Below are 19,929 nucleotides of genomic sequence, written 5' to 3' on the forward strand. Positions count from 1 at the left end.
CTGCTTCTAAATCACCAAACGGTATATAAAACCGTTACTCCTTTAGACTCCGTTATAAATATTATGACTATAAGATAGTCATCACATTTATAAGGGTGCGCAATGGCCGTTACTGTACTGAAAAAAGGATCGCTGGCACTGGCAGGTTTACTGCTGGTGGCGCAGGCGCAGGCAACCGAGTTGCTGAACAGTTCTTATGATGTTTCGCGCGAGCTGTTTGCCGCCCTTAATCCCGCATTTGAACAGCAGTGGGCGAAAGAGAACAACGGCGACAAGCTGACCATCAAGCAGTCGCACGCTGGCTCATCTAAGCAGGCGCTGGCCATTTTGCAGGGGCTGAAAGCGGACGTGGTGACCTACAACCAGGTCACGGACGTGCAGATCCTGCACGACAAAGGCAAACTGATCCCGGCGAACTGGCAAAGCCGCCTGCCGAACAACAGTTCGCCATTTTACTCCACCATGGGCTTCCTGGTGCGCAAGGGCAACCCGAAGAACATCCACGACTGGAACGACCTGGTGCGTTCAGACGTAAAGCTGATCTTCCCGAATCCGAAAACCTCCGGCAACGCACGTTACACCTATCTGGCGGCGTGGGGCGCGGCGGACAAAGCTGACGGTAACGATAAAGCGAAAACCGAACAGTTTATGACCCAGTTCCTGAAAAACGTCGAGGTGTTTGATACCGGCGGTCGTGGCGCAACCACCACCTTCGCCGAGCGCGGGCTGGGCGACGTACTGATCAGCTTTGAATCCGAAGTGAACAATATTCGTAAACAGTACGAAGCGCAGGGCTTCGAAGTGGTTATCCCGAAAACGAACATTCTGGCCGAGTTCCCGGTGGCGTGGGTGGATAAAAACGTTAAGGCTAACGGCACAGAAAAGGCGGCGAAAGCCTACCTGAACTATCTGTACAGCCCGCAGGCGCAAACCGTTATCACCGACTACTACTACCGTGTCAACAACCCGGACGTGATGAGCAAGCTGAAAGACAAATTCCCGCAGACCGAGCTGTTCCGCGTGGAAGATCATTTTGGCGCCTGGCCTGAGGTCATGAAAACGCATTTTGTCAGCGGCGGTGAGTTGGACAAACTGCTGGCAGCGGGGCGTAAGTAATGTTTGCAGTGTCCTCCAGACGTGTGCTGCCGGGCTTTACCTTAAGCCTCGGGACCAGCCTGCTGTTCGTCTGTCTGATTTTGTTATTACCGCTCAGCGCGCTGGTGATGCAGCTCGCTGAGATGAGCTGGTCCCAGTACTGGGAAGTGATTACTAACCCGCAGGTGGTGGCGGCCTACAAGGTCACCCTGCTGTCTGCGTTCGTGGCCTCGATTTTTAACGGCGTGTTTGGCCTGCTGATGGCGTGGATCTTAACTCGCTATCGCTTCCCGGGCCGCACCCTGCTCGACGCGCTGATGGATCTGCCGTTTGCCCTGCCGACGGCGGTTGCCGGTTTGACGCTGGCGTCGCTGTTTTCCGTGAACGGCTTTTACGGTGAGTGGCTGGCTAAGTTTGATATCAAAGTGACCTATACCTGGCTCGGTATCGCGGTGGCCATGGCCTTTACCAGCATCCCGTTTGTGGTACGTACCGTGCAGCCGGTGCTGGAAGAGTTAGGACCCGAATACGAAGAGGCCGCAGAAACGCTCGGCGCCACGCGCTGGCAGAGTTTTCGCAAGGTCGTGCTGCCGGAACTCTCTCCGGCGTTGCTGGCGGGTATCGCGCTCTCCTTTACCCGCAGCCTCGGTGAATTTGGCGCGGTCATTTTTATCGCCGGGAACATCGCGTGGAAAACCGAAGTAACCTCGCTGATGATTTTTGTCCGTTTGCAGGAGTTTGATTATCCGGCCGCGAGTGCGATTGCCTCGGTGATCCTTGCCGCGTCGCTGCTACTGCTGTTCTCGATTAACACTCTGCAAAGTCGCTTTGGTCGACGTGTGGTAGGTCACTGATGGCGGAAGTTACGCAATTGAAGCGCTATGACGCGCCCCGCATCAACTGGGGCAAATGGTTTCTGATTGGTACCGGCGTGCTGGTCTCCGCATTCATTCTCGTCGTGCCGATGGTGTACATCTTCGTTCAGGCCTTCAGCAAAGGGATTATGCCCGCGCTGCAAAACCTGGCCGATCCGGACATGCTCCACGCCATCTGGCTGACGGTCATGATTGCCCTGATCACCGTCCCGGTGAATCTGGTGTTTGGCGTATTGCTGGCCTGGCTGGTAACGCGCTTTAACTTCCCAGGGCGTCAGCTGCTGCTGACCCTGCTGGATATCCCGTTTGCGGTGTCACCGGTGGTGGCGGGTCTGGTTTATCTGCTCTTCTACGGTTCCAATGGCCCGCTGGGCGGCTGGCTGGATGAACACGACCTGCAGATCATGTTCGCCTGGCCGGGGATGGTGCTGGTGACCGTCTTTGTCACCTGTCCGTTCGTGGTACGCGAGCTGGTGCCGGTGATGCTCAGCCAGGGCAGCCATGAAGATGAAGCCGCGGTGCTGCTCGGCGCTTCCGGCTGGCAGATGTTCCGCCGCGTCACGCTGCCGAATATCCGCTGGGCACTGCTTTACGGCGTGGTGCTGACCAACGCCCGTGCGATCGGTGAGTTTGGCGCGGTGTCGGTGGTATCCGGCTCGATTCGCGGCGAAACCCTGTCGCTGCCGTTACAGATTGAATTACTGGAACAGGACTACAACACCGTCGGTTCCTTTACTGCCGCAGCGTTACTGACGCTGATGGCGATTTTGACCCTGTTTTTGAAGAGTGTGGTGCAGTGGCGTTTAGAGAATCAGGAAAAACGTCAGCATCAGGAGGGAAATAATGAGCATTGAGATTGCCAATATTAAGAAGTCTTTTGGTCGCACCCAGGTGCTGAATGATATCTCGCTGGATATCCCTTCCGGACAAATGGTGGCGCTGCTGGGGCCGTCTGGCTTCGGTAAAACCACGCTGCTGCGTATTATCGCCGGGCTTGAGCACCAGACCAGCGGACATATCCGCTTCCACGGTACGGACGTAAGCCGTTTGCATGCCCGCGACCGTAAAGTGGGTTTTGTATTCCAGCACTACGCCCTGTTCCGCCACATGACGGTATTCGACAACATCGCGTTTGGTTTGACCGTACTGCCGCGTCGTGAGCGTCCGAATGCGGCCGCCATCAAAGCGAAAGTGACCAAACTGCTGGAGATGGTGCAGCTGGCTCATCTGGCGGACCGCTTCCCGGCACAGCTTTCTGGCGGGCAGAAACAGCGCGTGGCGCTGGCGCGTGCGTTAGCCGTGGAACCGCAAATCCTGCTGCTGGACGAACCGTTTGGCGCGCTGGATGCGCAGGTGCGTAAAGAGCTCCGCCGCTGGCTGCGTCAGCTTCATGAGGAACTCCAGTTCACCAGCGTTTTCGTGACCCACGATCAGGAAGAGGCGATGGAAGTAGCCGACCGCGTGGTGGTGATGAGTCAGGGCAACATTGAGCAGGTTGACGAGCCAGAGCAACTCTGGCGTGAACCGGCGACCCGCTTTGTGCTGGAGTTTATGGGGGAAGTAAACCGCCTTCAGGGTACTATTCGCGGCGGTCAGTTCCACGTTGGCGCGCACCGCTGGCCGCTGGGGTATACCTCCGCGCACCAGGGGCCGGTGGATCTGTTCCTGCGCCCGTGGGAAGTGGACGTCAGCCGCCGTACCAGCCTGGACTCACCGCTTCCGGTGCAGGTGCTGGAAGCTAGCCCTAAAGGTCACTACACCCAATTAGTGGTACAGCCCCTGGGCTGGTACACCGAGCCGCTGACCGTGGTTATGCGTGACGACGAGCCGCCGCACCGGGGGGAACGCCTGTTTGTGGGGCTGCAACACGCGCGCATTTATCACGGGAACGAGCGCATCGAGACGCGCGAGGATATTGCTCTGGCGGAGTCAGCCTGATAGGTTATTGAGTATGTTTTTCGCCCGGTGGCGTGATGCTTACCGGGCTTTTTATTGAGTAAAAAACGTGAATACACTCGAACACACCATCGGCAACACCCCTCTGGTCAAACTTCAGCGCATGGGGTGTGACAACGGCAGCGAAATCTGGGTCAAACTTGAAGGCAATAACCCGGCGGGGTCGGTGAAAGACCGGGCGGCGCTGTCGATGATTGTTCAGGCCGAAAAGCGCGGCGAAATAAAGCCCGGCGACGTGCTGATCGAAGCCACCAGCGGTAACACCGGTATCGCACTGGCGATGATAGCCGCCCTGAAAGGCTATCGTATGAAGCTGCTGATGCCGGATAACATGAGCCAGGAGCGCCGTGCCGCCATGCGTGCCTACGGGGCCGAGCTGATTCTGGTGAGCAAAGAGCAGGGTATGGAAGGGGCGCGAGATTTAGCGTTAGCGATGGCGGAGCGCGGGGAAGGCAAGCTGCTCGACCAGTTTAATAACCCGGACAACCCGTACGCGCACTACACCACCACCGGCCCGGAAATCTGGCAGCAAACCGGCGGGCGCATCACCCACTTTGTCTCCAGCATGGGGACCACGGGCACGATCACCGGTGTGTCACGTTTTCTGCGCGAGCAGGAGCAGCCGGTGACGATTGTCGGCCTCCAGCCGGAAGAGGGAAGCAGTATTCCGGGCATTCGCCGCTGGCCCGCGGAGTATATGCCGGGCATCTTTAATGCGCAGCTTGTGGACCAGGTGCTGGATATTCATCAGCGCGAGGCGGAAAATACCATGCGTGAGCTGGCCGTGCGTGAAGGCATCTTCTGCGGCGTCAGTTCGGGTGGCGCGGTAGCGGGGGCGATTCGGGTGGCTAAGGCAAACCCGGGTGCAGTAGTGGTAGCGATTATTTGCGATCGCGGCGATCGCTACCTGTCGACCGGCGTCTTTGGTGAAGAGAGTTATTCGCAGGGGGCGGGGATTTAAGCGTCATGGAGATGATTTTATTCCGGGATAACACCCGGGCGCAGCAAACCGATATTGTCGCCGTTCAGTCGCAGGTGGTGTACGGCAGTGTGGGAAACAGCATCGCGGTGCCAAATATTCGCACCCATCGACTGAACGTTACCGCCGTGCCGACGGTGCTGTTCAGCAATACGCCTCACTACGACACCTTCTACGGCGGAGTGATCCCGGACGAGTGGTTCAGCGGCTACCTGAAGGCGCTGGAAGAGCGCGAGATCCTGCGCGAGCTAAAAGCGGTCACTACCGGCTATATGGGCAGCGCCAGCCAGATCGTGCTGCTGGCGCAGTGGCTGAAGGCGATCAAAGTTCAACATCCCGATCTGCTGGTGCTGGTCGACCCGGTAATCGGAGACATCGACAGCGGGATGTACGTGAAGCCGGATATTCCTGAAGCCTACCGTGAGCACCTGCTCCCGCTGGCCCAGGGCATTACGCCCAACGTGTTTGAGCTGGAAGTGCTGAGCGGCAAACCGTGCCGTACGCCGGAGAGCGCCATTGCCGCCGCGCAGGGGCTGCTGTCTGACACGCTTAAATGGGTGGCGATCACCAGCGCGCCAGTGGCTGACGATCCGCAAAATATCCACGTCGTGCTGGTGAGCGAGGAGGGCGTTACCGTAAGCGCACACCCGCGCGTTGAGACGGACCTGAAAGGGACGGGGGATCTGTTCTGTTCGGAGCTGGTGATCGGTATCGTCGGCGGTAAAACCGTGGCCGACGCCATTCGCATGGCGGGCGACAGGGTGACTGACGTGATGATCTATACGCAGTCGAAAGGCTACGACGAGCTTATTCTGCCTGCATAAACAAAAATGGCGCCCGAAGGCGCCATTTTACCGTGCGGCAAGAATTACTTCTTGATGCGGATAACCGGGGTTTCACCCACGGTAACGCTGCCAGACAGTTTGATCAGCTCTTTGATTTCGTCCATGTTGGAGATAACAACCGGAGTCAGGGTAGACTTCGCTTTTTCTTCCAGCAGTGGCAGATCGAATTCAATTACAGGGTCGCCAACTTTAACACGCTGGCCTTCTTCCGCGATACGTTTGAAGCCTTCGCCTTTCAGTTCAACGGTGTCGATACCGAAGTGAACGAACAGTTCGATACCGCTATCGGATTCGATAGAGAACGCATGGTTGGTTTCAAAAATCTTACCAATGGTACCGTCAACTGGAGCAACCATTTTGTTGCCAGTTGGTTTGATAGCAATGCCATCACCAACGATTTTCTCAGCAAACACTACATCCGGCACGTCTTCGATATTGACGATCTCGCCGGAGAGCGGAGCAACAATCTCAATAGTTCCGGAGTCGCTATTGCTTTTGTCACCGAACAGTTTACTAAATAAACCCATTAGACTTATCTCCTAAGCAGTAATTTGGGCCGCATCTCGTGGATTAGCAGATTGTTTTTTCTTCAATGAACTTGTTAACCAGCGTCATTAACTCGTCCGTTGTCGGTTGAGCAAGAGCCTGCTCTGCTAATACCTTCGCATCTTCGAAGTTCGTGTTACGGATAATCTTCTTGATGCGCGGGATGGAAATGGCGCTCATAGAGAATTCGTCCAGACCCATACCCAGCAACAGAAGTGTAGCACGTTCGTCGCCTGCAAGCTCACCACACATGCCAGTCCATTTACCTTCTGCATGAGAAGCATCAATAACTTGCTTGATCAAATTCAGTACAGACGGCGACATTGGCTGGTAGAGATGTGAAATCATATCATTACCACGGTCAACTGCCAGGGTGTACTGCGTTAAATCATTGGTACCGATACTAAAGAAATCAACTTCTTTGGCTAAATGACGTGCAATGGTCGCGGCTGCCGGTGTTTCCACCATCACGCCGATCTCGATTGACTCGTCAAATGTTTTACCTTCGTCACGCAGTTCCTGCTTGTAGATTTCAATCTCTTTCTTCAGTGCACGCACTTCTTCAACAGAGATGATCATCGGGAACATGATGCGCAGCTTACCGAAAGCGGATGCACGCAGGATAGCGCGAACCTGGTCACGCAGGATCTCTTTGCGATCCATGGCGATACGTACGGCACGCCAGCCCAGGAACGGGTTCTCTTCTTTCGGGAAGTTCATGTACGGCAGCTCTTTGTCGCCACCGATATCCATGGTGCGGACGATAACGGCCTGCGAGCCGCACGCTTCCGCAACCGCTTTGTACGCTGCAAACTGCTCTTCTTCCGTTGGCAGGGCGTCGCGGTCCATGAACAGGAATTCAGTACGATACAGACCTACACCTTCCGCACCGTTGCGCTCAGCGCCGTCAACGTCACGTACGGTACCGATGTTAGCGCACACTTCAACCTGATGGCCGTCCAGCGTGATGGCTGGCAGATCTTTCAGTTTAGCGAGTTCCGCTTTCTCGGTAGCAACCTGCTCCTGAACGGAACGCAGCTGCTCGATCACATCGTTAGTTGGGTTGACGTAAACCACGTTGTTTACGGCATCCAGAATCAGATAGTCGTCGTTTTTCACCTGGGAGGTGACGCTACCGGTACCCACGATGGCTGGCAGCTCCAGAGAACGCGCCATGATAGAGGTGTGGGAGGTACGTCCACCTGCATCAGTAATGAAACCCAGCACCTTGTTCAGGTTCAGCTGTGCGGTTTCAGACGGGGTCAGGTCAGCGGCAACCAGGATGACTTCGTCCTGAATCGCGCTCAGATCGATGATGGCCAGACCCAGGATGTTGCGCAGCAGGCGCTTACCGATGTCACGTACGTCAGCCGCACGCTCTTTCAGGTATTCATCGTCCAGTTCTTCCAGGGCAGTTGCCTGACCTTCGATAACTTCATGCGCAGCCGCGTCGGCCGTCATGCCTTTATCTTTAATCAGGGCTATGATTTCCTGCTCCAGCTCCTCATCTTCGAGCAGCATAATGTGCCCTTCGAAGATGGCTTCTTTTTCTTCACCGAAAGTTTCGCCAGCTTTAGTTTTAATCGCTTCCAGTTGCGCAGATGCCTTGGCACGACCGCTCAGAAAACGTTCAACTTCCTGATCAACCTTGTCGGCAGAAATTTTTTTCCGGTCAATGACGATTTCGTCTTCTTTCAGCAGCAATGCTTTGCCGAAAGCGATACCCGGGGATGCTAAAATGCCTGAAATCATAACCCTACCTTACTTGTGACTGATATTGAAAAGAACCCGGTAAACTTACTCGAGTTCAGCCATCAGCTTAACCAGATGCTCAACTGCTTTCTGCTCGTCTTCACCTTCAGCGGAGATGGTAACAACGGTACCCTGAGTCAGACCCAGAGTTTGCAGCTTGAACAGGCTTTTTGCGCTAGCGCTTTTGCCGTTGGAAGTCACAGTGATTTCAGAAGTGAAGCCTTTCGCTTCTTTAACAAACTGAGCAGCAGGGCGGGTGTGCAGACCGTTCGGAGCGGTAATGGTAACTTCTTGCTGGAACATTGTATTTCCCCAACTTATAGGTTTAGTGTTGTGGAACTAAAGTCTAGCCTGGCGACTTAACTTTAGCCTGTATAGTTAGCGCTGACGTTTCAATCGTCATTAAACATTATGCAGTGAAAGCAAGACTTGAACCAAATCATAAAATCGATTCAGCAGCGCTATTTCGTTCACCGATTAATTTCGCGCATCAAAATAATTGCTGGTTTAAATACCAGACCCAACGGGGTGAAGCAATGCCAGGAGGGGTAAAACTTTGAAGCAGGCCACAAAAAAGCACCTGAAAAGGTGCTTTTTTACGCGTTTTTAACATGCTGGCATCACTGTTGCAGTTCTTTCTCTGTGAACAGATCGGCAAACAGTGCTGTGCTTAAGTAACGCTCACCCGAAGACGGTAGGATAACCACAATATTCTTGTTGGTAAAGGTTTCGTCTTCCAGCAGTTTGAGAGCTGCAGCAACCGCCGCACCGGAAGAGATACCCGCCAGAATGCCTTCCTCGTCCATCAGGCGACGCGCCGTGGAGATGGCTTCTTCATTGGTGATTGCGACCACTTTATCGATCAGCTTCAGATCGAGGTTGCCTGGAATAAAGCCAGCGCCGATACCCTGGATTTTGTGCGGACCTGGTTTGATCTCTTCGCCTGCCAGCGCCTGAGCGATAACCGGAGAGTCGGTTGGCTCAACGGCAACGGTAATCAGATCTTTTTTACCTTTCGTGCCTTTAATATAGCGAGACACCCCGGTCAGCGTACCGCCGGTGCCTACGCCGGAGATAAACACATCAACCTGACCGTCGGTATCTTCCCAGATTTCCGGGCCGGTGGTTTTCTCATGAATTTCCGGGTTGGCCGGGTTGCTGAACTGCTGGAGCAGCAGATACTTTGCAGGATCGCTGGCGACGATTTCTTCGGCCTTCTGAATCGCGCCCTTCATGCCTTTCGCGCCTTCCGTGAGGACCAGATTCGCACCCAACGCTTTCAGCAGCTTACGGCGCTCAATACTCATGGTTTCAGGCATAGTCAGCGTCAGCTTATAGCCGCGCGCCGCCGCAACATAGGCCAGGGCGATACCGGTATTGCCGCTGGTGGGTTCAACCAGCTCAACGCCAGGTTTCAGCACGCCACGCTTTTCAGCATCCCAAATCATATTCGCACCGATACGGCATTTAACGCTGAAGCTTGGGTTACGAGATTCCACCTTCGCCAGAATGCGTCCATTACCGATACGGTTCAGTCGAACCAGGGGCGTATGACCGATAGTCAGCGAGTTGTCTTCATAAATCTTACTCATGGCCTGTCCTTAACTGTATGAAATTGGGATACCGACCCAGCATACCTGTTGAACAGGTATGGGGAAGTAAGGAAATCGCATATCTATATGCTGCAAGGAAATAATGGGGATCAGTATGGAATAAGGGGCGGCATAAGCCACCCCTCTTTTACACATTTTTGCATTACTTCCATAACGCGTGCTTAGCACGGTAGCAGTCCACCCACATCGCCGTCGCGCCGCAAACGGCAACGGGCATGATGAACAGATTCAGGAAAGGGATCATGGTGAACAGGCTGGTAAGGGCACCAAACTGCATATTGGCAACCTTCTGAGTGCGCAGGGCAGTGCGCATCTCTTTAAACGGCACTTTGTGGTTATCGAACGGATAATCACAGTACTGGATAGCAAGCATCCAGGCGCTGAACAGGAACCACAGCACGGGTGCGACCGTCTGGCCGATCCCGGGTACAAAATAAAGGATGAGCAGCACAATCGCCCGCGGCAGGTACCACGCAAACTTCTGCCATTCGCGCTTCATGATGCGGGGGACATCTTTCACGATCCCCAGTACGCCCGTGTCAGGCGGCGCCGCACCGGTCAGGCGCGCTTCCAGCTGTTCGGCCAGCAGACCGTTGAACGGCGCGGCTATCCAGTTAGCTATCGTCGAAAAGAAATAGCCGAAAACCAGCAGCACGGAGATAACCGCAATCGGCCAGAGCAGGTAGTCCAACCACTGTAACCAGTCCGGCACATAGCTCATCAGGGAAGGGATCCAGCTTTCCAGTCTGGTGAACAGCCACCAGAACGCGCCCCCCATCAGAATAATGTTGATCAGTAACGGCAAAACAACGAAGCGTCGAATGCCCGGCAGGGAGACCAGTTTCCAGCCCTGAGAAAAGTACCAGACCCCGCTACGTGGGGCAGAAGAAGATGTTGAAACCATACCAGGCTGTACTCCTTTTTACACAACCAGTGGAATTGCCCGCCTATATTATCCAGTTACGGGCCAATGACCAGTTCGGAAATGTTCGAAAAACCAGCAAAAAGCACGATTTAGTTCATCTTTATGCTGTGAATGCTCTGCATACACTTGCACTTGACGTAAACGGCAAATACTCTTAGTGAGTAAATGTTTGCCGTGGTGGCAAGGTGTTAGAACAACAGAGAATATAATGATGCAGGATTTGCGTCTGATATTAATCATTGTTGGCGCGATCGCCATAATCGCTTTACTGGTACATGGTTTCTGGACCAGCCGTAAAGAGCGTTCCTCTATGTTTCGCGATCGTCCACTGAAGCCCATGAAGTCCAGTCGCGAAGACGATGACGTTGAAGACGACATCGACGGTCTTGACGACGACGGCGTGGGTGAAGTTCGTGTTCATCGGGTCAATACTGCGCCCGGCGCAGCGCATGGAGAGCATGAAGCTCCCCGCGCTCCGCAGCACCAGTATCAACCACCGTATGCCTCTGCCCAGCCGCGCCAGCCAGCGCCGCCGCCAGTGGAAGAACCTGTTCGTCATCCGTCGCAGCAGCCTGTGCAACAGCAGCCCGTTGCGCCACAGCCTGTACAGCAGCAACCTGTGCAACAGCCTGCACAGCCAGTGCAACAGCCGCAGCCGGTAGAACAACCGCAGCCTGAATCTGCACCGCCTGCGCCACAGCCCGCTCCGCGCGTTGAGCCAGAGCCTGTTGTTGAGCCAGAACCGGTTGTTGAAAAGCCGCAGCGTAAAGAAGCGGTAATCATCATGAATGTGGCTGCTCATCATGGCACCCATCTGAACGGTGACGTGCTGCTCAACAGCATCCAACAGGCAGGCTTCAAGTTCGGCGACATGAATATTTTCCATCGCCACCTGAGTCCTGACGGCAGCGGTCCGGCGCTGTTCAGCCTGGCCAATATGGTCAATCCAGGCACGTTTGACCCGGAAATGACCGGTGATTTCGTCACGCCTGGGGTTACGATCTTTATGCAGGTGCCGTCCTACGGTGACGAGCTGCAAAACTTTAAGCTGATGCTACAGTCCGCTCAGCACATCGCCGACGAAGTGGGCGGTGTGGTGCTCGACGATCAGCGTCGTATGATGACGCCGCAGAAACTGCGCGAATATCAGGACCGCATCCGCGAAGTTAAGGAAGCTAACGCGTAATCGTCGCGTTTACTTCAACTCCTCCTCAACCCCCGCCTGTCGGGGGTTTTTCTCATTGATGGTGCGATATGGACTCAATCGAACAACAACTTACTGAACTGCGAACCACGCTTCGCCATCATGAATATCTCTATCATGTTATGGACGCACCGGAAGTGCCGGATGCGGAATATGACCGCCTGATGCGTGAACTGCGCGAGCTGGAAGCGCAGCACCCCGAACTGATTACGCCCGATTCCCCAACGCAGCGCGTCGGCGCGGAACCGCTGGGAGCTTTCAGCCAGGTGCGCCACGAAGTGCCGATGCTGTCGCTGGATAACGTGTTTGATGAAGAGAGTTTTCTGGCTTTCAACAAGCGCGTGCAGGATCGCCTGAAGAGCGTCGACAATCTGAGCTGGTGCTGCGAGCTAAAACTGGATGGTCTGGCCGTCAGCATTCTTTATGAGAACGGCGTGATGGTACGTGCCGCAACGCGCGGCGACGGCACCACCGGGGAAGACATCACCACCAATGTGCGCACCATTCGTGCGATCCCGCTGAAGCTGCGTGGCGATAACATTCCTGCGCGGCTGGAAGTGCGCGGGGAAGTTTTCCTTCCGCAGGCGGGCTTTGAGAAGATCAATGAAGAAGCGCGTCGTACCGGGGGTAAAGTGTTTGCAAACCCGCGTAACGCGGCGGCAGGTTCGCTGCGCCAGCTCGATCCGCGTATCACCGCGAAGCGACCGCTTACTTTCTTCTGCTACGGCGTCGGGATCCTGGAAGGCGGTGACCTGCCGGATACCCACCTGGGTCGTTTAATGCAGTTCAAAGAGTGGGGTTTGCCGGTAAGCAACCGCGTGCAGCTTTGCGACTCTCCAGAGGCGGTGCTGGCGTTCTATCACAAGGTTGAAGAAGATCGTCCCACGCTTGGGTTTGATATTGATGGCGTAGTGATCAAGGTTAACTCCCTGGCATTGCAGGAACAGTTGGGTTTTGTTGCCCGGGCGCCACGCTGGGCAGTGGCCTTTAAGTTCCCGGCGCAGGAGCAGATGACCTTCGTTCGCGACGTGGAATTCCAGGTAGGACGTACGGGTGCGATTACGCCTGTGGCGCGTCTGGAGCCTGTGCAGGTGGCTGGCGTGCTGGTCAGTAACGCTACGCTGCATAACGCCGATGAAATTGCCCGTCTGGGGCTGCGAATTGGTGACAAAGTGGTGATTCGCCGCGCGGGCGATGTGATCCCGCAGGTGGTTAACGTAGTGGAATCAGAACGTCCTGCCGATACCCGTGCCATCGAGTTTCCTGCCCATTGTCCGGTATGTGGTTCGGATGTTGAGCGCGTGGAAGGTGAAGCGGTAACGCGCTGTACGGGCGGGTTAATCTGCGGCGCGCAGCGTAAAGAGTCCCTGAAGCACTTCGTCTCCCGCCGGGCGATGGACGTCGACGGAATGGGTGACAAGATCATCGACCAGTTAGTTGAGAAAGAGTATGTCCATACGCCAGCGGACCTCTTTACCCTGACGGCAGGTAAGCTGACCGGTCTTGATCGTATGGGGCCGAAATCTGCCCAGAACGTGGTCAATGCGCTCGAGGCGGCCAAAAATACTACCTTTGCCCGTTTCCTTTACGCGCTCGGCATTCGTGAAGTCGGAGAGGCGACGGCGGCAGGGCTGGCGGCGTATTTCGGCACGCTGGAGGCTCTTGAGAAAGCCACCATCGACGAACTACAGAAAGTCCCTGACGTTGGCATAGTGGTCGCTACCCACGTCTTCAACTTCTTCGCCGAAGAGAGCAACCGTGAAGTGATCGGTAAATTACTGGAACAGGGCATTCACTGGCCCGCACCGGTAGTGGTTAATGCAGAAGAGATCGACAGCCCGTTTGCCGGTAAAACGGTGGTGCTGACCGGCAGTCTGAGCCAGCTCTCGCGTGATGACGCGAAAGCGCGCCTGGTGGCGCTTGGGGCAAAAGTGGCGGGAAGCGTGTCAAAGAAAACCGACCTGGTGATCGCCGGGGAAGCGGCCGGTTCGAAGCTGGCAAAAGCGCAGGAGCTCGGCATCGAGGTGATCGATGAAGCGGAAATGATGCGCCTTTTAGGAGAGTGATGTGGAAAAAGAGCAGCTCGTTGAGATCGCCAATACGGAGATGCCGTTCGGTAAATATAAGGGCCGCAGGCTGATTGATTTACCGGAAGAATATCTGCTGTGGTTTGCCCGTAAGGATGAGTTTCCTGCCGGGCGTCTTGGCGAGCTGATGGCTATCACATTACTGATCAAAACAGAGGGGCTGACCCAGCTGGTGCAGCCCCTGAAACGTCCTTAAACTTTCGCGGCGCGGGTCTCTTCCTGCGCCAGCTTTTCAGTCTGTGCCTTGTAACGCCGCGCCAGTACCGCACACACCATCAGCTGGATCTGATGGAAAATCATCAGCGGCAGTACCATCATCCCAATGACCGACGTCGGGAACAGAATATTGGCCATCGGGATCCCGTTGGCCAGGCTCTTTTTCGATCCACAGAATACGATGGTGATTTCATCGGCCTTATTGAAGCCGCATTTGCGGGCCACAAAGACGTTAACCGCGATCACAATGGTCAGCAGAACAATGCTTACCACCACAATAAACAGCAGCGATCCTGCACCCACCCTGTGCCAGATGCCGTTCACCACGGCTTCGCTGAAGGCCGTGTAAACCACCAGCAAAATGGAGCTTTGGTCCGTTTTCCCGATCCATTTTTTGTGTTTCGCCACAAACGCCCCAATCCAGGGGCGGGATAAGTGTCCGAGCACAAACGGCAGTAGCAGTTGCAGACAAATTTTACCCACCTGCTCCAGATTACCTTCTGCACCGTGCATGTTCATCAGCAGACCGACCAGCAGCGGTGAAACAAAGATCCCGAGCAGGCTGGAAGCCGAAGCAGAACAGACCGCCGCCGCGACGTTGCCGCCAGCCAGCGAGGTAAAGGCAATAGCAGACTGCACGGTGGCCGGCAAAATGCACAGATAAAGGAAACCGGTATAGAGTGCCGGATCGACATTCACCGGCGCCCACCAGGCAAACAGCACGCCCAGAACAGGGAAGAGGATAAAGGTGCTGCACATTACCCAGAGGTGCAGTCGCCAGTGGCTACCGCCTGCAATAATGGCTTCCCGGGAGAGTTTGGCGCCATGCATAAAGAACAACAGGGCAATGGCTGCCGTGGTCAGCCCTTCAATGACCGGAACGAAACCGCCCCGCGCCGGGAAGAACGAGGCCAGCAAGACGACACCAATCAGGGTCAGCGTAAACGGATCAAGGATACGAAAAAGTTTCATAATCACTCCTGAAAACAGATGCCGCTATTGTGCTTTCTTCCCTTTGAGAAATAAAATTGATTTATTGCATCCATTCATGAATTAAACAGATGAATTATTCACTACGTCAGCTTCGTGTTTTCGTCACCGTAGCGCAGGCCCACAGCTTCAGTCGGGCAGGGGAGATGATTGGCCTCAGCCAGTCGGCGGTGAGCCATAGCGTGAAAGAGCTGGAAACTCAAACCGGCGTGAAACTGCTCGACCGCACTACGCGCGAAGTGGTGCTCACCGAAGCGGGACATCAGCTGGCAACGCGTCTGGAAAGGCTGCTGGATGAACTGAACAGTACGCTGAGAGACGTCGGACGGCTTGGACAACAGCTTTCCGGTACCGTGAGAGTGGCGGCGAGCCAGACGATTTCGGCGCATCTTATTCCCCAGTGCATCGCTGAAAGTAATCACCGCTATCCGGATATCGATTTTGTTTTGCACGACAGGCCGCAGCAGTGGGTACTGGAGAGTATTCGTCAGGGGGATGTGGATTTCGGGATTGTTATTGATCCCGGAGCGGTAAGCGACCTGGAATGTGAAGTGGTACTCTCGGAACCCTTTTTATTGCTCTGCCGCGATGATGATCCTCTGGCATCGCTGTCGCAGGTGGCCTGGCAAGCCTTACAGGGGGCAAACCTGGTGTTACAGGATTATGCATCAGGTAGCCGCCCGCTGATAGATGCCGCACTGGCCGCACAGGGCGTAAAGGCAACTATTGTGCAGGAGATTGGGCATCCTGCCACGCTCTTCCCCATGGTCGAAGCGGGGATTGGGATCAGCGTTCTGCCTGCGCTGGCGCTGCCACTGCCGCAGGGAAGTCGTTTAACGGTGAAGCGTTTCCTGCCCTGTATTGAACGCCAGCTGATGCTGGTACGCCGTAAAAACAGGTCACTTTCCGGCGCGGCACACGCCTGCTGGGATGTGGTGCGTATGCAGGCCAGGCGTCTGATGGAGGCCCGCACGCGCGATCCACTTTTTAACGAAACCAATGATCAGATATAGATATCAATCTGATGTTCTGCGGAGGGTTTATTGACGCCTTCCGCCACGGCCTGACCGCTTTCCTGTTTTGGCATCGCCTCTTCTGCCTGCTGACGCTGCAATTGCGCCAGCTGTGCCTGCAACATGGCCAGCTGAGATTCGAGCAATTCTTGCTGCTTTTGCTTTTCTTCCGCTGTGGCATCACCCATGGCGACTTCTTTGAGTTGCTGAGTGACTTTCGTTATCTGTTTGGTCAGACGGGTGATCTGGGAAGCAATGTCGTTTCCGCCGGAGCTGTTATCTACGCTGCCGATTTCCATCGCCGACAGAGAAACGGGCTTAAGAGTTGTCATATTGAGATCCTTTTCGCCATAAAATAGAGGTATCGGCAAAGAAGGCGTGAGCTTGAGTAAAACAAGCGGTTTGGCTGCAATGGGGATGTGCTATATCGCAGATAGCAAAAAAGCGCCTTTAGGGCGCTTTTTTACATTGGTGGGTCGTGCAGGATTCGAACCTGCGACCAATTGATTAAAAGTCAACTGCTCTACCAACTGAGCTAACGACCCGAAATGGTGGGCGATGACGGGCTCGAACCGCCGACCCCCTCCGTGTAAAGGAGATGCTCTACCAACTGAGCTAATCGCCCATTTCGGAACTGCTACGATAAGGTGAGAATGGTGGGCGATGACGGGCTCGAACCGCCGACCCCCTCCGTGTAAAGGAGATGCTCTACCAACTGAGCTAATCGCCCAATCTCAATTCTTATCTACACTGCGAGTCTACCGAAGTAGATGGTGGGTGATGACGGGCTCGAACCGCCGACCCCCTCCGTGTAAAGGAGATGCTCTACCAACTGAGCTAATCACCCCCGCTGTGTGGAGTCGCATTATAGGGAGAGTTGAAAATGAGTCAACGCATTTTCTAAAGTTTTTATTCGTTCGTCGTAAAATTAGTCAAAACGATCGCAAAACGGACTGTGGTGCATGATTTCTAAACAAAAACAGCAATCTCGAACCGGATAAAGTGATCGACATTGAGGAATCGGCCCACAGTGATAGAATATTGCCCATTGTTTTCTTCCCAGGATTTGCCGATTACCGGCATCTTTATAACGTAAGGCCATTTCATGAAAATCAAAACTCGCTTCGCGCCGAGCCCGACAGGCTATCTGCATGTCGGTGGTGCACGTACTGCTCTCTACTCCTGGCTTTTCGCACGCCACAACAAAGGTGAGTTTGTGCTGCGTATTGAAGACACCGACCTGGAGCGCTCAACGCCGGAAGCAATTGAAGCCATTATGGATGGGATGAACTGGCTGAATCTGGAGTGGGACGAAGGCCCATACTTCCAGACCAAACGTTTTGACCGCTATAACGCCGTAATTGACGAGATGCTGGTCGCAGGCACGGCCTATAAGTGCTACTGCTCAAGGGAGCGTCTGGATGCGCTGCGTGAAGAGCAAATGGCAAAAGGCGAAAAACCGCGTTATGACGGTCGTTGCCGTCATGACCACAGCGAGCATGCTGCTGATGAGCCTTGCGTAGTGCGTTTTGCTAACCCGCAGGATGGCTCTGTTATCTTTGATGACCAAATCCGTGGCCCGATCGAATTCAGCAACAAGGAGCTGGATGACCTCATCATTCGTCGTACTGACGGCTCGCCAACCTATAACTTCTGCGTGGTTGTGGACGACTGGGATATGGAAATCACTCACGTGATCCGTGGTGAAGACCATATCAATAACACCCCGCGTCAGATCAACATTCTGAAAGCGCTGAACGCGCCTGTACCGGTGTATGCGCACGTATCGATGATCAACGGTGACGACGGTAAAAAGCTGTCCAAACGTCATGGCGCGGTGAGCGTGATGCAGTACCGTGATGACGGCTATCTGCCGGAAGCGCTACTGAACTATCTGGTGCGTCTGGGCTGGGCTCATGGTGACCAGGAGATCTTCAGCCGCGAAGAGATGATCGAGCTTTTCTCTCTGAACTCGGTAAGCAAATCAGCCAGCGCGTTCAACACTGACAAACTGCTGTGGCTGAACCATCACTACATCAATACCATGCAGCCAGAGTATGTGGCGACTTATCTGCAATGGCATATTGAGCAGGCAAACATCGATACCCGTACGGGCCCTGAACTGGCGGATCTGGTGAAGCTGCTTGGCGAGCGTTGCAAAACGCTGAAAGAGATCGCCGAGAGCTGCCGTTACTTCTATGAAGAGTTTGACGCGTTCGACGCCGACGCGGCCAAGAAACACCTGCGTCCGGTTGCGCGTCAGCCGCTGGAAGTGGTGCGAGATAAACTCGAAGCCATTACCGAATGGACTGCAGAAAATGTTCACCACGCGATTCAGGCAACCGCTGATGAGCTGGAAATTGGTATGGGTAAAGTCGGTATGCCGCTGCGCGTTGCGGTGACGGGGGCAGGCCAGTCTCCGGCGCTGGACGTGACCGTTCATGCCATTGGCAAATCACGTAGCGTTGCGCGTATCAACAAGGCGCTGGGCTTTATTGCTGAGCGCGAAAGCCAGCAGTAATGCTCGTGAAATACAAATAACGGCAGGGTAACCTGCCGTTTTTTATGTCTGTTATTCAGCAATACCAAGACGCGTGAGAAAACCCTGCAAACCTTCGCGAGCGAGCAGCTTGTGCAAACGTTCCTGTTCGACAGTTGTCATGTTTTCCAGCGAGTCGATAATTTGTGGAAGCAGGCTGGATGAGGTCGCCACGCCATAGAGTGAAGGGCTTTCTGCCACATGGTAAACAGCCCGACTGTTACGAATGGCGGGAAGGCTAATGATGTGCTCCTTAACGTGCGCATCGATACATATCACCCTCGCTCTTCCGCCTTTTACACCGTTGATACCCTCCGTTTTCCATCCTTTCTGTCGTATCCAGCGATTAACGGTTTGTCGGGCGACGCCCAGACTGTCCGCCAGCTCTTCCGTGGTCATTTTGCTGCGTAATCTTTTCATATTAGCGTTGGTCGCGAATCCCTAAGCGTTGTAACAATCCGGTAATCCCTTCCCGCAGTAACAGAGTTGTCATCTGCTTTTGCTCATCCGGCGTCATTTCATTCGCCAGCGTCAGGAGCAGGGCGTGAAGCGAGCCTTCGTGGTACGCCTTTTCTGGCATTTCCGGCGACTCTGTTACCCTGCGTGCGCTGCGAATAAAGTCGCGCACTTTTTCATTGACGTGTACCAGACGCGCCTTGCCGCCCTGAACGCCTGGTTTTGGCGATGTAATCCAACCCTCTTTGCGTACCCATTTATTGATGGTCTGTCGGCTATAGCCAGTCAGCAGGGCTAACTCTTCTGGCGTCATTCGTTCCTTGATCATACAATTTCCTGAATATCTGTGGGGTTAATTAGTGGTTCATTTTATAGCACCGTTTTACGTGAAAACGTGACAAGCTTAACTCCTGGCTGCGAGCAGACTCGCAAAGTGATTCATTTGCATGATTTTTCGGCGGTTGAAAGGCTGAGGTTGAATTTGCCGTTGACACTGTGCGGCGGAATTCATATTATGCCGCCCGTCAACATGACAGCTTTACGATGGGGCTATAGCTCAGCTGGGAGAGCGCCTGCATGGCATGCAGGAGGTCAGCGGTTCGATCCCGCTTAGCTCCACCAAACTCTGAACCCAACAGAGTACGGTAGGTAAAGTAACATGTGGGGCTATAGCTCAGCTGGGAGAGCGCTTGCATGGCATGCAAGAGGTCAGCGGTTCGATCCCGCTTAGCTCCACCAAAATTTAAACCCTCGTCGTCAGACGGGGGTTTTTTATATCTTGTAAAATATTTAGACTGTTTTTGTTGCAATTAACGTCATTTTCTATACCTCACCTCAA

General features: G+C 54.4%; 20 protein-coding genes and 6 tRNA genes. 13 read left to right on the plus strand and 13 right to left on the minus strand.

Annotated elements, in window-relative coordinates:
• The first annotated feature begins 102 nt into the window (after nt 1-102).
• The 6 genes from CKK19_RS03740 to pdxK all read left to right on the plus strand — a co-directional run bounded on the left by CKK19_RS03740 (nt 103) and on the right by pdxK (nt 5,729).
• A complete protein-coding gene (locus CKK19_RS03740; protein ID WP_022648952.1) occupies nt 103-1,116 on the plus strand; it encodes a sulfate ABC transporter substrate-binding protein in 1,014 nt (337 codons plus the stop codon).
• A complete protein-coding gene (gene cysT, locus CKK19_RS03745) occupies nt 1,116-1,949 on the plus strand; it encodes a sulfate/thiosulfate ABC transporter permease CysT (RefSeq protein WP_022648951.1) in 834 nt (277 codons plus the stop codon). Before CKK19_RS03740 ends, cysT begins: the two co-directional genes overlap by 1 nt.
• Nucleotides 1,949-2,824 carry a sulfate/thiosulfate ABC transporter permease CysW gene (gene cysW, locus CKK19_RS03750; RefSeq protein ID WP_063853408.1) on the plus strand — a complete coding sequence of 292 codons (876 nt, stop codon included), beginning with the start codon at nt 1,949-1,951 and terminating at the stop codon, nt 2,822-2,824. The genes cysT and cysW overlap by 1 nt, the downstream gene beginning before the upstream one ends.
• Nucleotides 2,814-3,908 (plus strand): sulfate/thiosulfate ABC transporter ATP-binding protein CysA, encoded by a 1,095-nt coding sequence (gene cysA / locus CKK19_RS03755; RefSeq protein ID WP_225455027.1) that lies wholly within the window; start codon nt 2,814-2,816, stop codon nt 3,906-3,908. The genes cysW and cysA overlap by 11 nt, the downstream gene beginning before the upstream one ends.
• A gap of 67 nt (nt 3,909-3,975) precedes the next feature.
• On the plus strand, nt 3,976-4,887 hold the full coding sequence (cysM, locus tag CKK19_RS03760) for a cysteine synthase CysM (RefSeq protein WP_022648948.1): 912 nt from the start codon (nt 3,976-3,978) through the stop codon (nt 4,885-4,887).
• Nucleotides 4,888-4,892: 5 nt separating this feature from the next.
• A complete protein-coding gene (gene pdxK, locus CKK19_RS03765) occupies nt 4,893-5,729 on the plus strand; it encodes a pyridoxine/pyridoxal/pyridoxamine kinase (protein ID WP_063853409.1) in 837 nt (278 codons plus the stop codon).
• 44 nt (nt 5,730-5,773) lie between these two features.
• Here the strand turns inward: pdxK and crr are convergent, their stop codons facing one another.
• The 5 genes from crr to cysZ form a co-directional block, all read right to left on the minus strand.
• Nucleotides 5,774-6,277, minus strand: coding sequence for a PTS glucose transporter subunit IIA (gene crr / locus CKK19_RS03770; RefSeq protein WP_022648946.1), 504 nt, complete (start codon nt 6,275-6,277; stop codon nt 5,774-5,776).
• Between the two features lie 43 nt (nt 6,278-6,320).
• Nucleotides 6,321-8,048: a phosphoenolpyruvate-protein phosphotransferase PtsI gene (ptsI, locus tag CKK19_RS03775; protein WP_023300662.1), complete on the minus strand. Its 1,728-nt coding sequence runs from the start codon at nt 8,046-8,048 to the stop codon at nt 6,321-6,323.
• A gap of 45 nt (nt 8,049-8,093) precedes the next feature.
• Nucleotides 8,094-8,351 (minus strand): phosphocarrier protein Hpr, encoded by a 258-nt coding sequence (gene ptsH, locus CKK19_RS03780; protein ID WP_000487600.1) that lies wholly within the window; start codon nt 8,349-8,351, stop codon nt 8,094-8,096.
• Nucleotides 8,352-8,668: 317 nt separating this feature from the next.
• A complete protein-coding gene (gene cysK / locus CKK19_RS03785) occupies nt 8,669-9,640 on the minus strand; it encodes a cysteine synthase A (RefSeq protein WP_006811453.1) in 972 nt (323 codons plus the stop codon).
• Between the two features lie 163 nt (nt 9,641-9,803).
• Nucleotides 9,804-10,565: a sulfate transporter CysZ gene (gene cysZ, locus CKK19_RS03790; RefSeq protein WP_022648944.1), complete on the minus strand. Its 762-nt coding sequence runs from the start codon at nt 10,563-10,565 to the stop codon at nt 9,804-9,806.
• Between the two features lie 229 nt (nt 10,566-10,794).
• Between cysZ and zipA the strand changes: the two genes are divergently transcribed.
• The 3 genes from zipA (at nt 10,795) to CKK19_RS03805 (ending at nt 14,073) form a co-directional block, all read left to right on the plus strand.
• Nucleotides 10,795-11,772 carry a cell division protein ZipA gene (gene zipA, locus CKK19_RS03795; RefSeq protein WP_063853410.1) on the plus strand — a complete coding sequence of 326 codons (978 nt, stop codon included), beginning with the start codon at nt 10,795-10,797 and terminating at the stop codon, nt 11,770-11,772.
• Between the two features lie 68 nt (nt 11,773-11,840).
• Entirely contained in the window at nt 11,841-13,856 is a 2,016-nt protein-coding gene (gene ligA, locus CKK19_RS03800) for an NAD-dependent DNA ligase LigA (protein ID WP_032623825.1), read from the plus strand.
• 1 nt (nt 13,857) lies between these two features.
• Nucleotides 13,858-14,073, plus strand: coding sequence for a DUF3820 family protein (locus tag CKK19_RS03805; protein WP_003861328.1), 216 nt, complete (start codon nt 13,858-13,860; stop codon nt 14,071-14,073).
• Here CKK19_RS03805 and CKK19_RS03810 read toward each other — a convergent pair.
• Nucleotides 14,070-15,065 carry a bile acid:sodium symporter family protein gene (locus CKK19_RS03810; protein WP_022648941.1) on the minus strand — a complete coding sequence of 332 codons (996 nt, stop codon included), beginning with the start codon at nt 15,063-15,065 and terminating at the stop codon, nt 14,070-14,072. The genes CKK19_RS03805 and CKK19_RS03810 overlap by 4 nt on opposite strands.
• An 89-nt stretch (nt 15,066-15,154) precedes the next feature.
• On the opposite strand from CKK19_RS03810, the gene CKK19_RS03815 reads away from it, so the two are divergent.
• Nucleotides 15,155-16,096, plus strand: coding sequence for a LysR family transcriptional regulator (locus CKK19_RS03815; protein ID WP_032676151.1), 942 nt, complete (start codon nt 15,155-15,157; stop codon nt 16,094-16,096).
• Here the strand turns inward: CKK19_RS03815 and CKK19_RS03820 are convergent.
• The 5 genes from CKK19_RS03820 to CKK19_RS03840 form a co-directional block, all read right to left on the minus strand.
• Nucleotides 16,087-16,428 carry a FlxA-like family protein gene (locus CKK19_RS03820; protein WP_022648939.1) on the minus strand — a complete coding sequence of 114 codons (342 nt, stop codon included), beginning with the start codon at nt 16,426-16,428 and terminating at the stop codon, nt 16,087-16,089. The genes CKK19_RS03815 and CKK19_RS03820 overlap by 10 nt on opposite strands.
• 137 nt (nt 16,429-16,565) lie before the next feature.
• A tRNA-Lys gene (locus CKK19_RS03825) sits at nt 16,566-16,641 on the minus strand.
• A 4-nt stretch (nt 16,642-16,645) separates the two neighbouring features.
• A tRNA-Val gene (locus CKK19_RS03830) sits at nt 16,646-16,721 on the minus strand.
• Between the two features lie 29 nt (nt 16,722-16,750).
• Nucleotides 16,751-16,826, minus strand: a tRNA-Val gene (locus tag CKK19_RS03835).
• A 41-nt stretch (nt 16,827-16,867) separates the two neighbouring features.
• Nucleotides 16,868-16,943: transfer RNA gene (locus CKK19_RS03840), tRNA-Val, on the minus strand.
• Between the two features lie 258 nt (nt 16,944-17,201).
• On the opposite strand from CKK19_RS03840, the gene gltX reads away from it, so the two are divergent.
• Entirely contained in the window at nt 17,202-18,617 is a 1,416-nt protein-coding gene (gene gltX / locus CKK19_RS03845; protein WP_063853411.1) for a glutamate--tRNA ligase, read from the plus strand.
• 51 nt (nt 18,618-18,668) lie between these two features.
• Here the strand turns inward: gltX and CKK19_RS03850 are convergent, their stop codons facing one another.
• Both CKK19_RS03850 and CKK19_RS03855 read right to left on the minus strand, forming a co-directional pair.
• Entirely contained in the window at nt 18,669-19,055 is a 387-nt protein-coding gene (locus CKK19_RS03850; RefSeq protein ID WP_032622330.1) for a YfeC-like transcriptional regulator, read from the minus strand.
• A gap of 1 nt (nt 19,056) precedes the next feature.
• Nucleotides 19,057-19,419, minus strand: coding sequence for a YfeC-like transcriptional regulator (locus CKK19_RS03855; RefSeq protein ID WP_063853412.1), 363 nt, complete (start codon nt 19,417-19,419; stop codon nt 19,057-19,059).
• Nucleotides 19,420-19,636: 217 nt separating this feature from the next.
• On the opposite strand from CKK19_RS03855, the gene CKK19_RS03860 reads away from it, so the two are divergent.
• Nucleotides 19,637-19,712: transfer RNA gene (locus tag CKK19_RS03860), tRNA-Ala, on the plus strand.
• Between the two features lie 41 nt (nt 19,713-19,753).
• Nucleotides 19,754-19,829, plus strand: a tRNA-Ala gene (locus CKK19_RS03865).
• The last annotated feature ends 100 nt before the right edge of the window (nt 19,830-19,929 follow it).

Source organism: Enterobacter sp. CCUG 70166 (assembly GCF_020224095.1).
Taxonomy (GTDB): domain Bacteria; phylum Pseudomonadota; class Gammaproteobacteria; order Enterobacterales; family Enterobacteriaceae; genus Enterobacter; species Enterobacter intestinihominis.

Coding starts and splice junctions, on each gene's coding strand:
- CKK19_RS03740 (WP_022648952.1), top strand. CDS start 103: ATGGCCGTTACTGTACTGAAAAAAGGATCGCTGGCACTGGCAGGTTTA.
- cysT (WP_022648951.1), top strand. CDS start 1,116: ATGTTTGCAGTGTCCTCCAGACGTGTGCTGCCGGGCTTTACCTTAAGC.
- cysW (WP_063853408.1), top strand. CDS start 1,949: ATGGCGGAAGTTACGCAATTGAAGCGCTATGACGCGCCCCGCATCAAC.
- cysA (WP_225455027.1), top strand. CDS start 2,814: ATGAGCATTGAGATTGCCAATATTAAGAAGTCTTTTGGTCGCACCCAG.
- pdxK (WP_063853409.1), top strand. CDS start 4,893: ATGGAGATGATTTTATTCCGGGATAACACCCGGGCGCAGCAAACCGAT.
- crr (WP_022648946.1), bottom strand. CDS start 6,277: ATGGGTTTATTTAGTAAACTGTTCGGTGACAAAAGCAATAGCGACTCC.
- ptsI (WP_023300662.1), bottom strand. CDS start 8,048: ATGATTTCAGGCATTTTAGCATCCCCGGGTATCGCTTTCGGCAAAGCA.
- ptsH (WP_000487600.1), bottom strand. CDS start 8,351: ATGTTCCAGCAAGAAGTTACCATTACCGCTCCGAACGGTCTGCACACC.
- cysK (WP_006811453.1), bottom strand. CDS start 9,640: ATGAGTAAGATTTATGAAGACAACTCGCTGACTATCGGTCATACGCCC.
- cysZ (WP_022648944.1), bottom strand. CDS start 10,565: ATGGTTTCAACATCTTCTTCTGCCCCACGTAGCGGGGTCTGGTACTTT.
- zipA (WP_063853410.1), top strand. CDS start 10,795: ATGATGCAGGATTTGCGTCTGATATTAATCATTGTTGGCGCGATCGCC.
- ligA (WP_032623825.1), top strand. CDS start 11,841: ATGGACTCAATCGAACAACAACTTACTGAACTGCGAACCACGCTTCGC.
- CKK19_RS03810 (WP_022648941.1), bottom strand. CDS start 15,065: ATGAAACTTTTTCGTATCCTTGATCCGTTTACGCTGACCCTGATTGGT.
- CKK19_RS03815 (WP_032676151.1), top strand. CDS start 15,155: ATGAATTATTCACTACGTCAGCTTCGTGTTTTCGTCACCGTAGCGCAG.
- CKK19_RS03820 (WP_022648939.1), bottom strand. CDS start 16,428: ATGACAACTCTTAAGCCCGTTTCTCTGTCGGCGATGGAAATCGGCAGC.
- gltX (WP_063853411.1), top strand. CDS start 17,202: ATGAAAATCAAAACTCGCTTCGCGCCGAGCCCGACAGGCTATCTGCAT.
- CKK19_RS03850 (WP_032622330.1), bottom strand. CDS start 19,055: ATGAAAAGATTACGCAGCAAAATGACCACGGAAGAGCTGGCGGACAGT.
- CKK19_RS03855 (WP_063853412.1), bottom strand. CDS start 19,419: ATGATCAAGGAACGAATGACGCCAGAAGAGTTAGCCCTGCTGACTGGC.